This window comes from Sphingomonas longa, from assembly GCF_016892685.1.
In the GTDB taxonomy this organism is placed as follows: domain Bacteria; phylum Pseudomonadota; class Alphaproteobacteria; order Sphingomonadales; family Sphingomonadaceae; genus Sphingomonas; species Sphingomonas longa.
The window spans coordinates 634991-649718 of sequence record NZ_JAFEMC010000003.1 but is presented as its reverse complement, the minus strand read 5'-3'; the positions used below and the strand labels follow the sequence as shown (position 1 = coordinate 649718).

Annotated in this window: 12 protein-coding genes; 5 read left to right on the top strand and 7 right to left on the bottom strand. The window is 68.0% G+C overall.

Annotated features, from left to right (window positions below; translation table 11 throughout):
* Window positions 1-63: 63 nt before the first annotated feature.
* From ILT43_RS13085 to ILT43_RS13065, 5 genes are all read left to right on the top strand, one after another.
* Complete coding sequence (locus ILT43_RS13085; RefSeq protein ID WP_204199403.1) at window positions 64-1041, top strand: DnaJ C-terminal domain-containing protein; 978 nt, start codon at window positions 64-66, stop codon at window positions 1039-1041.
* Between the two features lie 7 nt (window positions 1042-1048).
* Window positions 1049-2014 carry a YihY/virulence factor BrkB family protein gene (locus ILT43_RS13080; protein ID WP_204199402.1) on the top strand — a complete coding sequence of 322 codons (966 nt, stop codon included), beginning with the start codon at window positions 1049-1051 and terminating at the stop codon, window positions 2012-2014.
* Window positions 2015-2041: 27 nt separating this feature from the next.
* Window positions 2042-2845 carry an enoyl-ACP reductase FabI gene (gene fabI, locus ILT43_RS13075; RefSeq protein WP_343283972.1) on the top strand — a complete coding sequence of 268 codons (804 nt, stop codon included), beginning with the start codon at window positions 2042-2044 and terminating at the stop codon, window positions 2843-2845.
* A 301-nt stretch (window positions 2846-3146) separates the two neighbouring features.
* Window positions 3147-4229: a chorismate synthase gene (gene aroC / locus ILT43_RS13070; protein WP_204199401.1), complete on the top strand. Its 1083-nt coding sequence runs from the start codon at window positions 3147-3149 to the stop codon at window positions 4227-4229.
* A gap of 63 nt (window positions 4230-4292) precedes the next feature.
* On the top strand, window positions 4293-4787 hold the full coding sequence (locus ILT43_RS13065; protein WP_204199400.1) for a hypothetical protein: 495 nt from the start codon (window positions 4293-4295) through the stop codon (window positions 4785-4787).
* A gap of 58 nt (window positions 4788-4845) precedes the next feature.
* On the opposite strand, the gene ILT43_RS13060 is transcribed toward ILT43_RS13065, so the two are convergent.
* The 7 genes from ILT43_RS13060 to ptsP form a co-directional block, all read right to left on the bottom strand.
* The gene (locus tag ILT43_RS13060; RefSeq protein ID WP_211534480.1) at window positions 4846-6135 is read right to left on the bottom strand and encodes an adenylosuccinate synthase; all 1290 of its coding nucleotides are present in this window, start codon (window positions 6133-6135) and stop codon (window positions 4846-4848) included.
* 28 nt (window positions 6136-6163) lie between these two features.
* On the bottom strand, window positions 6164-7270 hold the full coding sequence (locus ILT43_RS19540; RefSeq protein WP_211534479.1) for an ATP phosphoribosyltransferase regulatory subunit: 1107 nt from the start codon (window positions 7268-7270) through the stop codon (window positions 6164-6166).
* Between the two features lie 99 nt (window positions 7271-7369).
* Entirely contained in the window at window positions 7370-9334 is a 1965-nt protein-coding gene (ftsH, locus tag ILT43_RS13055; RefSeq protein WP_275431444.1) for an ATP-dependent zinc metalloprotease FtsH, read from the bottom strand.
* A 68-nt stretch (window positions 9335-9402) separates the two neighbouring features.
* Window positions 9403-10446 carry a tRNA lysidine(34) synthetase TilS gene (gene tilS, locus ILT43_RS13050; RefSeq protein ID WP_204199399.1) on the bottom strand — a complete coding sequence of 348 codons (1044 nt, stop codon included), beginning with the start codon at window positions 10444-10446 and terminating at the stop codon, window positions 9403-9405.
* Entirely contained in the window at window positions 10418-11320 is a 903-nt protein-coding gene (locus tag ILT43_RS13045) for a tol-pal system YbgF family protein (protein WP_239474767.1), read from the bottom strand. The genes tilS and ILT43_RS13045 overlap by 29 nt, the downstream gene beginning before the upstream one ends.
* A gap of 69 nt (window positions 11321-11389) precedes the next feature.
* Window positions 11390-12355, bottom strand: coding sequence for a helix-turn-helix domain-containing protein (locus tag ILT43_RS13040; protein ID WP_204199397.1), 966 nt, complete (start codon window positions 12353-12355; stop codon window positions 11390-11392).
* A gap of 89 nt (window positions 12356-12444) precedes the next feature.
* Entirely contained in the window at window positions 12445-14712 is a 2268-nt protein-coding gene (gene ptsP / locus ILT43_RS13035) for a phosphoenolpyruvate--protein phosphotransferase (RefSeq protein WP_204199396.1), read from the bottom strand.
* Between the last annotated feature and the right edge of the window lie 16 nt (window positions 14713-14728).

Genomic DNA, 14728 nt, shown 5'->3' with positions numbered 1-14728 from the left:
CGCTCTTGCGGCGAAGCGCCCACATAGGCGGATAATACACCGACCCGGATTACAGGGAATTCGATGGCCGATCCGTACCAGATCCTCGGCGTGGCACGCACTGCGACCGAGGCCGATATCAAGAAAGCCTACCGCAAGCTCGCCAAGGAGCTGCACCCAGACCGTAACAAGGACAATCCCAAGGCGTCCGAACGCTTCAGCCAGGTAACGAACGCGTACGACCTGCTGAACGACAAGGACAAGCGGGCGCGCTTCGATCGCGGGGAGATCGACGGCGACGGCAACCCCGCCGCGCCGTTCGGCTTCGGCGGCGGTGGTGGTCGCGCCCCGCATCCCGGCGCGGGCGGCGGCGGGTTTCGCAGCCAGGGATTCGAGTTCGGCGGCGGTGGTGCCGACGCGCCCGACATGAGCGATATTTTCGAGGGGCTGTTCGGCGGCGGATCGCGCGGCGGCTTCGGCGGCGGCGCGGCACCGGGCGGCGGCGGCTTCGCGAGCGGGTTCGGCCGGCGCGGCGCGACCAAAGGCGCCGACGTGCAGTATAAGCTGCAGGTGCCGTTCACCGACGCTGCGACCCTCGCGCCGCAGCGCGTGACGCTGGGCGACGGCAAGGCGATCGACCTGAAGCTGCCGGCGGGCGTCGAGACGGGCACGCAGATGCGGCTGAGCGGCAAGGGCCAGCCGGGGCCGGCGGGTGCGGGCGACGCGCTGGTGACGATCGAGGTTCAGCCGCACCGCTTCTTCGTGCGCGACGGCGACGATGTCCGCGTCGACCTGCCGATCTCGCTGGCGGAGGCGGTGCTGGGCGGGCAGATCAAGGCGCCGACCGTGGAACGCCCCGTCATGCTGACGATCCCCGCCGGCACCTCGTCCGGCAAGGTACTCCGGCTCAAGGGCAAGGGATTCCACAAGAAAGGCGGCGGTCGCGGCGATCAGCTCGTCACGCTGATGGTCGACGTGCCCGACGATGCGGCGCTGAAGACCTTCGTCGAGGGCTGGTCGGGGCGCGATGCGGGGAACCCGCGGGCGGCGATGGGCGTCTGAAGCCCTTGTGGATGATATCGGCGAACTGACCCCGGAAGCACGGGCTCACCAACACGGCCGCGCCCGCGCCCGTTTCGACAAGCAACTGGCGAAGGTCCGCCCCGGCAGCTACGCGTTCGAGGTGTTCAAGCGCGCGGCGATCGGCGTGTTCAACGACGGTTTCACGCATGCGGGCAACCTCGCCTATCTGGCGCTGATGACGCTGTTCCCGTTCTTCATCGTCGCCGCCGCGATCCTGTCGCTGCTGGGACAGAGCGAAGAGACGGTGCGGACGGTCGAGGGATTCCTCCATGTCCTGCCGCCCGATGTGTCCACGATTCTGCAAAAGCCGATCGCCGACGTGCTGGCGTCGCGCACCGGCAACCTGCTGTGGCTGGGCGGTCTCGTCGGGCTGTGGACGGTCGGCGGCTTTGTCGAGACGATCCGCGACATCTTCCACCGCGCCTACGGGATCAAGGCGACCGCGCCGTTCTGGAAATCGCGGTTGTCGTCGTCGGGCGTCATCATCCTGTCGGTGATCGTCGCGCTGTTCGCGTTCCTGGCGCAGGGTATCCTGACCGCGGCGGAGCAGTTCGTGTACCGGTTGCTGCCGTTCGCGCAGGATTGGGTGGGAGTGATCGGCCTGTCCCGCTTCATTCCCGGCCTCATCATGTTCGGCGCGCTGTACATGCTGTTCTATTCGGTCACGCCGTCGAAATACCGCTACACCAACTGCCGCAAATGGCCGGGCGCTGCGTTCACGACGGTCTGGTGGGTCAGCATGACCGCGCTGTTGCCGGTCGTGCTCGCGCAACTGGGTGGGTACGACATGACCTATGGCAGTCTGGCGGGCGTCGTGGTGATGCTGCTGTTCTTCTATTTGATCGGCCTTGGGCTCGTGTTCGGGGCGCATCTGAACGCGGCACTGGCGGAACCGCCCGAATCTTCGCTACAGAAGGGCGAGGCGGCGCCGGCGGGAGCGGCGATAGCGTAAAGGCTTGATGTGACAAAAGGGATCGGCGTGAACGGATTGATGGCTGGCAAGCGTGGGCTCGTCATGGGCCTCGCCAACGACAAGTCGCTCGCGTGGGGGATCTCGCAAAAGCTGGCCGAGGCCGGGGCGGAACTGGCGTTCTCCTATCAGGGCGAGGCACTGGAAAAGCGGGTGCGTCCATTGGCCGAGCAGCTCGGTACCGCGCGACTGATCGAGTGCGACGTGTCCGACATGGGCGCGCTGGATGCGGCATTCGCCGACTTGGCGAAGGACTGGCCGACGATCGATTTCGTCGTCCACGCGATCGGTTTCTCGGACAAGAACGAGCTGCGCGGGCGCTATGTCGACACCAGCCTCGACAATTTCCTGATGACGATGAACATCAGCGTCTATTCGTTCGTGGCGGTGGCGCAGCGGGCGGCGAAGATGATGCCGGATGGCGGCGCGCTGCTGACGCTGAGCTATTACGGCGCGGAAAAGGTGATCCCGCACTACAACGTCATGGGCGTGGCGAAGGCCGCGCTGGAAACGAGCGTGCAGTATCTGTCGGTCGATCTGGGCCGCGACAACATCCGCGTGAACGCGATCAGCGCCGGCCCGATCAAGACGCTGGCCGCGAGCGGCATCGGCGATTTCCGCCTCATCATGAAGTGGAACGAGCTGAACTCGCCGCTGAAGCGCAATGTCACGATCGAGGATGTCGGCGGCGCGGGCCTGTACCTGCTCTCCGACCTGGCGAGCGGCGTGACGGGCGAGGTGCATCACGTCGACGCCGGCTACAACGTCATCGGCATGAAGGCGGAGGACGCACCCGACATCGCGCTGGCCTGAGCGCGGGTGCCGGTGGGTTTTCTCGCCCGGCAACCGCTTCCACTTCTATTCCAGTGGGGTCGAACCGCGGGCACCGACCCACGTCGCTTACCCGGACGTGGCGATCGCCGATAATCGTGGACTGGACGCCCGCACCTTGCGATGGATTGTCGAACAGGTGAGCCTTTGCCGGTCAGAGATCGTGGATGCATGGAATGACCCCCTTGAAACGCGCGGTCGGCGTCGAACTAGACGAAGACATCTTTGTGCAAGCCCTGCTCGCCGGTCGTGGTGACATGAGGCGGACGGCTCGTAGCGCGGCATGAGCGTCAACAGCTTCGGCCGCCTGCTGCGGTTCACGACATGGGGTGAGAGTCACGGGCCGGCGATCGGCGCGGTGGTGGACGGGTGCCCGCCGGGCATCGCGCTCAGCGAGGCGGATATCCAGCCGTGGCTGGACCGCAGGCGGCCGGGCACCTCGCGCTTCACGACGCAGCGGCGGGAGCCCGATCTGGTCCGCATCCTGTCTGGCGTGTTCGACGGACGCACGACCGGCACGCCGATCAGCCTGATGATCGAGAATGTCGACCAGCGATCGAAGGATTATTCGGAAGTCGCGAAGGCGTACCGGCCCGGCCATGCCGATTATGCCTATGACGCCAAATACGGGTTTCGCGATTATCGCGGCGGTGGACGATCGTCGGCGCGCGAAACGGCGAGCCGGGTCGCGGCAGGGGCGGTTGCGCGAGCAGTGATCCCCGGCGTCCGCATTCGCGCCTGGGTCGAGGCGATCGGCGGCGACGCGATCGATCCTGCGGCGTTCGACGACAGCGCGATCGACGAAAATCCCTTCTTCTGCCCGGATCGCACCGCTGCGGCCCGTTGGGAGCAACTGGTCGACCGCGCGCGCAAGGCGGGATCGTCGCTGGGCGCGGTCGTGGCGTGCGAGGCGACCGGTGTTCCGGCCGGCTGGGGCGCGCCGCTCTATGCCAAGCTGGACAGTGAACTGGCGGCGGCGTGCATGGGCATCAACGCGGTCAAGGGCGTGGAAATCGGCGACGGGTTCGCCGCGGCGGCGCTGTCGGGCGAGCAGAACGCCGATCCGATGCGACCGGGGGAGGAGGGACCAGCTTTCCTGGCCAATCACGCCGGCGGGATCGCCGGCGGAATCGCGACCGGCCAGCCAATCCGGTTGCGCGTCGCGTTCAAGCCCACCAGTTCGATCCTGACGCCGGTGCCGACGATCAACGCGCTGGGCGAAGCTGCCGAGATCGCCACGAAAGGTCGACATGATCCATGTGTGGGTATTCGCGGAGTCCCGGTGGTGGAGGCGATGGTCGCCCTCGTGCTCGCCGACCAAGCGTTGCTTCATCGCGGTCAAACTGGCGCAACGTTAACCTACTAAACAATTGAAATGGAACGCACTCCTATCGGGCTTCGTTTGACGGGTACTTTTAGGAGAATGACGATGCGTATGATCCTTCCTTTGGCGGCCGCCGCTCTCGCCCTTCCCGCGCTCGCCGCCGCGCAGACGACCGGTGGCACTGCGGGCGGTACCGCAGGCAGCACGATGGGCGGCACGTCGGGCACGATGGGCGGTACGACCGGCTCCACGATGGGCGGCACTACCGGCAGCAGCACAATGGGCCAGACGGGGGGCCAGACCGGCACCACGACGACCACGCCCGACACGCAGTCGACAACGACGCGTTCGACCACCACGCGGTCGCCGAACCGTGCACGTCGCGGTTCAGCGACGGGTGGTACGACCGGCGGTGCGACGACCGTCGATCCGACGACCAGCGCGCCGGGCACCTACGGCGGCGCGGGCACGACTGGGGTCGACAGCACGACGGCACCGGGTTCGACCGGCACGACGATGGGCGGTACCACCGGCTCCACGATGGGCGGAACCACCGGTACGACGACCGGCGGCACCACGGGCACCACCCCGCCGCAATAAGCGTCTTCAACGATGCCGACGAAGGGCCGGGCGAGCGATCGCCCGGCCCTTTCGTTTGTCAGTCGGCGAAGGGGTCGCGGACGAGGATGGTGTCCGCACGCTCCGGGCTGGTCGAGACAAGCGCGACCGGGCAGCGGATCAGTTCCTCGACGCGGCGGATGTATTTGATCGCCTGCGCCGGCAGGTCCGCCCAACTGCGCGCACCCGCGGTCGACTCCTGCCAGCCCTCCATCGTCTCGTAGACCGGCTCGACCGCGGCCTGATCGGCGGCATGAGCGGGGAAATAGTCCAGCGTCTCACCGCGCAGGCGATAGCCGGTGCAGATCTTCACCTCGTCGAACCCGTCGAGCACGTCGATCTTGGTCAGGGCGATGCCGGTGATGCCGCCGACCGCCGCCGACTGGCGTACCAGCACGGCGTCGAACCAGCCGCAGCGCCGCTTGCGCCCGGTGACCGTGCCGAACTCGTGGCCCCGGATGCCGAGGTGTTCGCCGGTGGGATCGTCGAGTTCGGTCGGGAACGGGCCGGATCCGACACGCGTCGTGTAGGCCTTCGCGATCCCCAAAACGAAACCGACCGCCGCCGGACCGAGCCCGGAGCCACCCGCTGCGGTGCCGGCGATGGTGTTGGACGATGTGACGAACGGATAGGTGCCGTGGTCGACATCGAGCAGCACGCCCTGAGCACCCTCGAACAGGATACGCTTGCCGGCGGCCCGGGCGATATTCAGGTCGCGCCAGACCGGCTTGGCAAACGACAGGACGAAATCGGCGATCTCGCGCAGGTCGCCGACCAGCCGCTCGCGATCGATCGGATCGACGCCGAAGCCGGCCCGCAGCGCGTCATGATGCGCACAGAGGCGGTCCAACTGCGCATCCAGCTTGTCGAGATGGGCCAGATCACAAACGCGGATCGCGCGGCGCCCGACTTTGTCCTCATAAGCAGGGCCGATGCCGCGGCGGGTAGTGCCGATCTTGCCCGCGCCGCTCGCATCTTCGCGCAGACCGTCGAGGTCGCGGTGGAAGGGCAGGATCAGCGCGCAATTGTCGGCGATGCGCAGCGTATCCGGCGTCGCGACGACGCCCTGCTCGCCCAGCCGCTCGATCTCCGCCTTCAGCGCCCAGGGGTCGAGGACGACGCCGTTGCCGATGACCGACGGCGTACCGCGCACGATGCCCGATGGCAGCAGCGACAGCTTATACACTGCGTCGCCCACCACCAGCGTATGGCCGGCATTGTGCCCGCCCTGAAACCGGACGACCATGTCGGCCCGCTCGGCGAGCCAGTCCACGATCTTGCCCTTGCCCTCGTCGCCCCACTGTGCGCCGATGACCGCTACGTTCGCCAATGCGTTTCTCCCCGGATGCGCGTGCCCTCTACAGGGCCTGCGCCTGTCCTGCCACCCAGCAATGCGTGGCGAGTTGTGCCTGCGGCGTATCCGCCGGATCGAGCGCGGCGACCGTGACCCATCCCTGCGCGCGGAGCGATGTACCCTCCGCATCGGGCGTGCCATGCGGCAGGAACAGGCGGCGGCGCTCCACGGTGGCATCACCCGCCAGCAGTGCGTCGGCATAGAGCGTGAAACCCGTGGCGGGTTCCTCGTTGCCGTTCGGGTGGACCACGACGTACGTGCCGCCACGGCCCAACTCACGAGCGGCGCCGGCGGCGAACAGCGAAAAGCCGAGCCACGACTGGTATTCGAAGCCGTGCCGCTCCGTCGGATCGAGCGTCATCGCAACGCGGCCGCCAAGCGAGTCGGCGATCTGCCGAAGCCCATCGAGCCGGCTGGCGAGCGCACCCGTCGTGTCGAACGCGCGCAGCCGCTCCAGTGCGGGAGCGAAGGCACCCGCCGCTTCGATGAGCGGCAGGTAGGCGGGCGCGATCGCGGCGACACCGCCGGCGTCCTTGGCGTCGAGCCGGTCGCGCAACGCGTCGATCTGCCCGGCCGGCACGGGCAGCGCGCCCGCGGCGAGCGTGTCCACCAGATCCGGGAGTGTGAAATCGACCGACGGGTCGGCGATGCCCGCGGCGGCGAGCGCATCGGCGGCGACTGCGACGACTTCGCGCGCGGCGGCGATCGAATCGAGGCCGATGAGTTCGACGCCGAGCTGGCGGCGTTCGCGCGCCGGGGCAAGCTGCGTCGCGCGCAGTTTCAGGACGGAGCCGCCATAGGACAGGCGAACCGGGCGTGGGTGGTGGCCCATGCGGGTTGCGGCTATACGGGCGACCTGCGCGGTCAGGTCGGGGCGGATCGCGAGTGTCGCCTGCCCGACCGGATCGACGAAGCGAACGGCGTTGGCGAGGCCGCCGGCCTTGAGCCGGGCGGCGAGTTCGTCGGCATATTCGGCAAGCGGCGGGTCGATGCGCTCGTAACCGTAGAGCCGTGCCGCCTCCAACACGCGCGCCTCCACGGCGGCGGCGACGTCGGCGAAGGGTGGAAGGCGGTCGTGAAACCCCTCCGGAAGCAGGCCGGGCTTGGTCATGCGCGCCGGATAGCGGGGTGCGCGGTGGAGCGCCAGCCGGCGAAGTGGAGGAAGTGAAGGCGCTGGCGCACCAGTTCCTCCACTTCAAGGCCCCGGCGCTTAGGCGCCGAGCGGGGTGGGGTTGCCGAAGCCGGTGGGACGGCGTGTCTTGGGGATCGAGGTGCCCGCGGCGGGGACCGACGGGGTCTTCGAACCCGGATCGCTGCGATCGAGCTGTTCGCCCGCGATCAGCTTCTTGATCTCGTCGCCCGATAGCGTCTCATATTCGAGCAGCGCACCGGCCAGCAGGTGAAGCTGGTCGACATGCTCGGTCAGCAGATGCTGCGCGCGCGCCAGACCGCCCTCGACGATCGCCTTGATCTCGTCGTCGATCAGTTGCGCAGTGGCATTCGACATCCGCACCGGCTGAGAAGACGAGTAGCCGAGGAAGCTCTCGCCCTCCGGCTGCGCATATTCGACCGGGCCGACCTTGTCCGACATGCCCCACTTGGTGACCATGTCGCGGGCCAGACCCGTCGCATACTGAATGTCGCCCGATGCGCCCGACGATACCTTGTCGTAGCCGAAGATCACTTCCTCTGCGACACGGCCACCCATTGCCACCGCGAGGTTCGCGTACATCTTGTCGCGGTGGTAGGAGTAGCTGTCCCGCTCCGGCAAGCGCATCACCATACCCAGCGCGCGGCCGCGCGGGATGATCGTCGCCTTGTGGATCGGATCGGACGCCGGCTCGTGGATCGAGACGATCGCGTGGCCCGCCTCGTGATAGGCGGTCATGCGCTTCTCGTCCTCGGTCATGACCATGCTGCGACGCTCTGCGCCCATCATGACCTTGTCCTTGGCCTCCTCGAACTCGGCCATCGCGACGAGGCGCTTGCCCTTGCGCGCCGCGGTCAGCGCCGCCTCGTTGACGAGATTGGCGAGGTCCGCGCCGGAGAAGCCGGGCGTACCGCGCGCGATCGTGCGGGCATCGACGTCGGGCGCCAAGGGCACCTTTTTCATGTGAACTTCGAGGATCTTGACGCGACCCTCGATGTCCGGCCTCGGCACGACGACCTGACGATCGAAGCGGCCCGGACGCAGCAGCGCGGGATCGAGCACGTCGGGGCGGTTGGTCGCCGCGACGATGATGATGCCTTCGTTCGCCTCGAAACCGTCCATCTCGACCAGCAGCTGGTTCAGCGTCTGCTCGCGCTCGTCATTGCCGTTGCCGAGACCGGCACCGCGATGCCGACCGACCGCGTCGATTTCGTCGATGAAGACGATGCAGGGCGCGGACTTCTTGGCCTGTTCGAACATGTCGCGGACGCGGCTGGCACCGACGCCGACGAACATCTCGACGAAGTCGGAGCCGGAGATGGTGAAGAACGGTACGCCGGCCTCACCCGCGATGGCGCGGGCGAGCAGCGTCTTGCCGGTGCCGGGCGACCCGACGAGCAGCGCGCCCTTCGGAATCTTGCCGCCGAGACGCGCGAACTTGGTCGGGTCCTTCAGGAAATCGACGATCTCGGTGAGTTCCGAGCGCGCCTCGTCGATGCCGGCGACGTCGTCGAACGTCACCTTGCCGTGCTTTTCGGTCAGCATCTTCGCGCGGCTCTTGCCGAAGCCCATCGCGCCATTGGCGCCGCCGCCCTTCTGCATCTGGCGCAGCACAAAGAACGCGATGCCGAGGAACAGCAGGAACGGTAGCGACTGGTACAGCAGGACCATCCAGACCGAAGGACCTTCCTCCGGCTTGGCAGTGATCGTCACGCCCTTTTTCCGCAGCGTCGGGACCAGCGTCGCATCCTGGATCGGATAGGAGCGGAACTTCTCACCGCTCGTCATCGTGCCGGTGATGATGTCACGGCTGATGTTGACGTCGCGAACCGTACCCTCGTCGACCTTGTCGAGGAAAGCCGAGTAGGCGATCTGGTTGCCGGTGCCCGAGGTCGTGGTCCGACCGTCGATCATCGTCACGAACAGCGCGAGGCCGAGCAGGATCGCCACCCAGATGAGAAGACTCTTCATCCAGGGGTTGGGCCCGCCGCCCTCGGTTCCGTTCTGCTTGTCGTTGTCGTTCATGGGTCGCGCTGTACCTTTCGACCCTCAAGATAAGCCTGGATGGGTTAATGGCAATGGAACAAGAGCGCTCAGAGTGATCGACGTGGCGGTGCTTCGCGAAAATACCACGTCGTATCGCGCGCGGATGCCATCACACCGGCCTGCGTTGCCGATTTGCCCGCCTCCAGCGCATCGAGCAGCGCCTCGACATGGGTCGATTCGGAAAACCCGGGTCGAGTAATCGTGTTGGCCGTGCGGACCTGTTCGATCGCCATCCGGGCCAGCATGCGGCGAAGCGCGCGGGGCAGGTCGGCGACGTTGATCGCGACATCCTGCCCACGATGGGCGCGGGCGGCCCAGAGCCAGTCGCGGACCGCGCGCAAGTCGGCGTCGGCTTCGGCGCAACAGCCGGCGCTGCGGGCGAGCGCGGCGGGATCGAGCAGGTCGTGTGCGGCGAGGTGGCGGCGCAGATGCGTGCGGTCGAACCGGTCGGCGTCATTCGAGGGATCGTCGACGAAGGGGATTCCGGCCGCCTCCGCCATCGTCCGCAAGGTCGCGCGACGCCAGCTGAGGAGCGGGCGGATGACCGTCAGGTCACGGTCGCGTCGGCGCGGGCGGATGCCGGCGAGCCCGGCCAGTCCGCTGCCGCGATTGGCGCGCATCAGGAAGGTTTCGGCCTGGTCGTCGGCGTGATGCGCGGTGGCGAGGTACTGCGCGCCCTCCCCGGACGCCCAGTCGGTTAAGGCGGTGTAGCGTGCGGCGCGTGCTTCGGCGTGGAGATTGCCGGCTGGCAGCGGTTCCAGCGCGAGCGTCCGATGGGGGATGCCCGATGCGGCGCACCAGCGTGCGACCATTGCGGCTTCATCGGCGGAGTCGGCGCGAAGGCGGTGATCGACCGTCGCGGCGATCACCCAGCCCGGACAGGCCGCGGCGGCGAGCGCCAGCATCGCCATGCTGTCGGGACCACCGGATACCGCCAGTGCGAGCGGGTGAGCGGAAGCGAGCGGAGCATCGAGCAGCGCCGTCGTGTCGGAGCGGAATCGATCGATCAGCCCCGGATCGATCAGCCCCGGATTGATCAGGGCCGAATCGATCGCGCCCGCCTCACTTGCACTTGGCGGCGGTGCGGCCACGGGTGATGTCGGCCTGCATCGCGGCGGAGAGCTTGCCCGCATAGACATCGCTCAGCTCGTCATAGACCTTGCAGGCGTCGGCCGGCTTGTTGAGCTTCACCAGTGCCTGACCAAGGTAAAGCAGGCTGTCCGGCGCACGCTCGCCATCCGGCATCTTCTTGTAATTGTCGTAGAACGCCATCGAGGCGAGGCTGGGCTTGCCGTCGTCGAGATAGGCGCGGCCGAGCAGGTTCTGCGCGTAGCTTGCCCGCTTTGACTTGGGGAAGTCGGCGACGGTCTTCTTGAGTTGCGCCTGCGCCTCCGGGTAGAGCTTTGCCTGCCACAGACGATAGCCGTAGAGATAGGCGTCCTCCGCGGAGTCGCCGCTCGACGGGCGTTCCAGCGCCGCAAGGCGCGCGGCGCGTTCGTCGGTGACGGTCGGGCCTGCCGCTGCCGGGCGGGTTGCGCCAGACACGGTATTGGAGCCACCGAGCGGACGCGAGGCGGGCGCGGAAGCGATCGGTGCCGGGTCGCTACCATCGACGGGAGCGGCGGCGACCGGCGCAGTCAGCTTCGCATCGGTGCTGCGCCGATACGCCTCGAACTGCTCGCGCAGGGTGCGGATCTGGTAGCCATTCTGTTCGACCTGCCCGGTCAGCGTCGCAAGCTGCTGCTCGAGCGAGGTCACGCGCGCGGTCAGGTCGACGACGGCGCTGGACGCGGGCGCGCCGGGTACTTCGGTGGGAGCGACCGGCGCGGTCACGTCGGGCTGGAGCAACTGGCCGTTCGGGAAGACCTTGCGCTGGACCGCGCGCATCTCGCTTTCGAGGCGTCCGACACGGCCGTCTAGGCCGGACTGCGCGCTGGCGACCGCTGGAAGCGCGCCGACGAGCATAAGGGGCAGGAAGAGGATGTTACGCTGGGTCACAATACGCTGGGTCACTGTACGCTGGGTCACTGGCGTTTACTCGCTGGTATTCGGCCTGGACGCTGGCGGGTTCGCGGCCGAGTTGAGGTTGGCACGCTGCGTCTCCGTCAGCACGCGCGTCGGACGCGGGCGCGGTCGCGCTGCGGTCGTTCGCGCCGGACTGGTGGAGGGCGTAGCGGCCGGAATGGCGCTGGGCACCGGGGTCGGTGCCGTTGCGGCCGGTGCGCCGGACAGGCGTGCGGCGATCGAGGCGGCGTCGACCGGCACGTCCTTGATCGGCCGGCGACCGTCACCCAGTGGCGGGATCGCACGGCCGTCGACGCTGACCTGAAGCTCGTCGGGACGGCCCACGTTGATCATCGGGCCATTCGCGGTCGGCGGCACATCGAACTTCTCGCCCGGCTTCAAGATGCCGAGATACAAGGTCGTGTTGGCGGCATCGTAGACGCGCAGCCACACCTCGTCGTCGCCCGCCGCCAGCGTCACCTGTCGCGGTGTGGCCGGTGCGGGGGCCGCGGTCGGCGTCGGCGCGGCGCTGGGCGAAGTCGCGGGCGTGGCGGCAATCGTGCCGGTGCCTTCGCGCCGGAGCACGTCGGTACCGTACCATAGCCCGACGAGGATGATGACGGCGAGCGCCAGTCCCAGACCGACGATCGCGACACCGCGCGACGGCACGCGTGCAGGATCGGCGGTTTCATAGGGTGCGTATTCGGGCGCGCGGGTGACGTTGCGCAGTTCCAGCCGGACGTCGTGGGCCACCGCAACCTCATCCATCCCCAACGTGCGGGCATAGGCGCGGGCGAACCCGACCGCATAGGTGGGCGACGGCAGCGCGGCAAAATCGGTCGCCTCGATCGCCTCCAGATGGCGCAACGGAACGCGGGTGCGCTGCCCCACCTCGGCGATCGACAGCCCGGCTACCTCGCGCCCCGCGCGCAGGCGGTCGCCGACGCGTTCGGAGGACGCTGGCGGTACGGGCTGGTCGGGCACGACGTCACTCATCCATTCACTCCGCCCGGGCATCCCACCCGCCCCTGCATCTTTCAGAGCGTTACAGCCCCGTCAAGCCGCGCGCCCGTTCGGGAACGCCCTTACGCCAACTCGATTCCGTTCGCCGCCGCCCAGCCTTCGAGCGCGCCGCGCATGTCGCGCGGCGGCTTTTCGAGCAGCGTGTCGAGCGCCGCCGTCACCGCCGCCCGATCCAGCGACCGGATCATCGCCTTGACCGGGCCGACCGCGGCGGGTGTGATCGACAACCGATCGATACCGATACCGATCAGGGCCAGCGCCTCCAAGGGGCGGCCGCCCATCTCGCCGCACACCGCCACCGGCACGCCCTGTTCGCGCGCCGCGGCGGCGACGCGACGCAGGAAGCGCAGGATCGACGAGGACAGCCAGTCGTACCGCTCCGCCAGTTTCGGGTTGGCGCGATCGGCGGCGAAGAGGAACTGCGTCAGGTCGTTGGTGCCGATCGACAGGAAATCGACCGCGGGCAACAGCAGGTCGAGTTGCTCGGCCAGCGCCGGCACCTCCAGCATCGCGCCGTAGCGGACTTCGTTCGGCGCGCGCTTGCCGCGGCTCGACAGCCAGTCGCGCTGCGCCTCGAACAATGCCTTCGCTTCGTCGAACTCCCATGCCTCCGACACCATCGGGAACATGACGTTGAGGGTGCGGCCCGCCCCCGCCTCCAGCAATGCGCGCGCCTGCACCTTCATCAGGCCGTCACGCTCCAGCGACAGGCGCAGCGCGCGCCAGCCCATCGCCGGATTTTCCTCCGTGCCGCCCTCCAGCTTCAGGTAGGGCAACGCCTTGTCGCCGCCGATATCGATCGTGCGGAACACGACGGGACGGTCGCCGGCGGTTTCCAGCACCTCCCGGTAAAGGCGTTGCTGACGTTCGCGCTGGGGCAGCGTCGCGGAGACGAGGAACTGGAATTCGGTGCGAAACAGGCCGATCCCGTCCGCGCCGGTGATGTCGAGCGCGCCGACATCGTCGCGCAGGCCCGCGTTGATCATGAGCGTGACGCGGTGGCCGTCCTTCGTCTCCGGCGGCACGTCACGCAGCGCGGCGAATGCGGCCTTGCGCTTCTGACGCAGCACCAGCTTGGCGTCGAACGCCTCCTCCATCGCCGCCGACGGCCTGACGAAGACGTTGGCCTCGGCCACGTCGAGCAGCAGCTGGTCGCCCTCCGCGATCAGGCGGCGGACGTCGCGGACGCGGCCGAGCACGGGCACGCCCATCGCTCGCGCGACGATCGTGACGTGCGCGGTGAGCGATCCTTCCTCCAGGATCACGCCCTTCAGACGGCGGCGGTCGTATTCCAGCAATTCGGCGGGGCCGAGATTGCGGGCGATCAGGATCGTGTCCTGCCGCAGCCCGAGTTGCGCGGCGGTGCCCATCTGGCCCGAGACGATGCGCAGCAGGCGGTTCGCGAGATCCTCCAGATCGTGCATGCGATCGGCGAGCAACGGGTCGTCGATCTGGCGCATCCGCTGACGGGTGCGCTGCTGCACGCGCTCGATCGCCGCCTCGGCGGTCAGGCCGCTGTCGATCGCCTCGTTGATGCGCCGCGCCCAGCCCTCGTCATAGGCGAACATCTTGTAGGTCTCGATGACCTCGATATGCTCGCCACCGACGCCGAATTCGGCCTCCCGCGCGATGCGGTCGATCTGCTCGCGCATCTTGTCGAAGGCGGCGTAGACGCGGTGGCGCTCCGCATCGGTGTCCTCGGCGACAGTATGCTCGACGACGATGCGCGGCTGGTGGAAGACCGCCGCGCCGGACGCCATGCCCTCGACCAGCTTCTGCCCCGGAATGCGGACGGCGGCGGTCGATTGCGGACGATCGGTCACCGCGCCGGTGTCGATCAGGCCGGCATTGGCGATCAGTTCCGACAACACCATCGCGACGGTCAGCAACGCCTCGATCTCGACATCGGCGTAGCGGCGCTGTTCGGCATGCTGGACCGCGAGCACGCCGACGACGCGTTCGCGGCGGATGATCGGCACGCCGGCGAAGCTGTGGAAGCGCTCCTCCCCCGTTTCCGGCATGTAGCGGAAATCGGGGTGGGAGGCGGCCTCGTCGAGGTTCAGCACCTCGCCGCGCTCGGCGATCGTACCGACCAGCCCCTCGCCCAGCGCCAGCTTGGTGACGTGCACCGCCTCCTGCGCGAGGCCGCGGGTGGCGAAGAGTTCGAGCACGCCCTCGCGAAGCAGATAGACGGAACAGACTTCGCTGTCCGTTTCCTCGCCGATGATGCCGACGACCTGATTGAGCTTCGCCTGCGCGGGCGTACGCGACGCCATTACGTCGTGAAGACGAACGAGAATCTCGCGGGCGGAGGCGGCGGCCGTGGGCATGATGCGACTCGCTATC

Excerpts from the sequence above, each read along its gene's own strand:
- ftsH (WP_275431444.1), bottom strand. The coding sequence starts at position 9,334 with ATGAACGACAACGACAAGCAGAACGGAACCGAGGGCGGCGGGCCCAAC.
- aroC (WP_204199401.1), top strand. The coding sequence starts at position 3,147 with ATGAGCGTCAACAGCTTCGGCCGCCTGCTGCGGTTCACGACATGGGGT.
- ILT43_RS13065 (WP_204199400.1), top strand. The coding sequence starts at position 4,293 with ATGCGTATGATCCTTCCTTTGGCGGCCGCCGCTCTCGCCCTTCCCGCG.
- ILT43_RS13085 (WP_204199403.1), top strand. The coding sequence starts at position 64 with ATGGCCGATCCGTACCAGATCCTCGGCGTGGCACGCACTGCGACCGAG.
- ILT43_RS13045 (WP_239474767.1), bottom strand. The coding sequence starts at position 11,320 with ATGCTCGTCGGCGCGCTTCCAGCGGTCGCCAGCGCGCAGTCCGGCCTA.
- ILT43_RS13040 (WP_204199397.1), bottom strand. The coding sequence starts at position 12,355 with ATGAGTGACGTCGTGCCCGACCAGCCCGTACCGCCAGCGTCCTCCGAA.
- ILT43_RS19540 (WP_211534479.1), bottom strand. The coding sequence starts at position 7,270 with ATGACCAAGCCCGGCCTGCTTCCGGAGGGGTTTCACGACCGCCTTCCA.
- ptsP (WP_204199396.1), bottom strand. The coding sequence starts at position 14,712 with ATGCCCACGGCCGCCGCCTCCGCCCGCGAGATTCTCGTTCGTCTTCAC.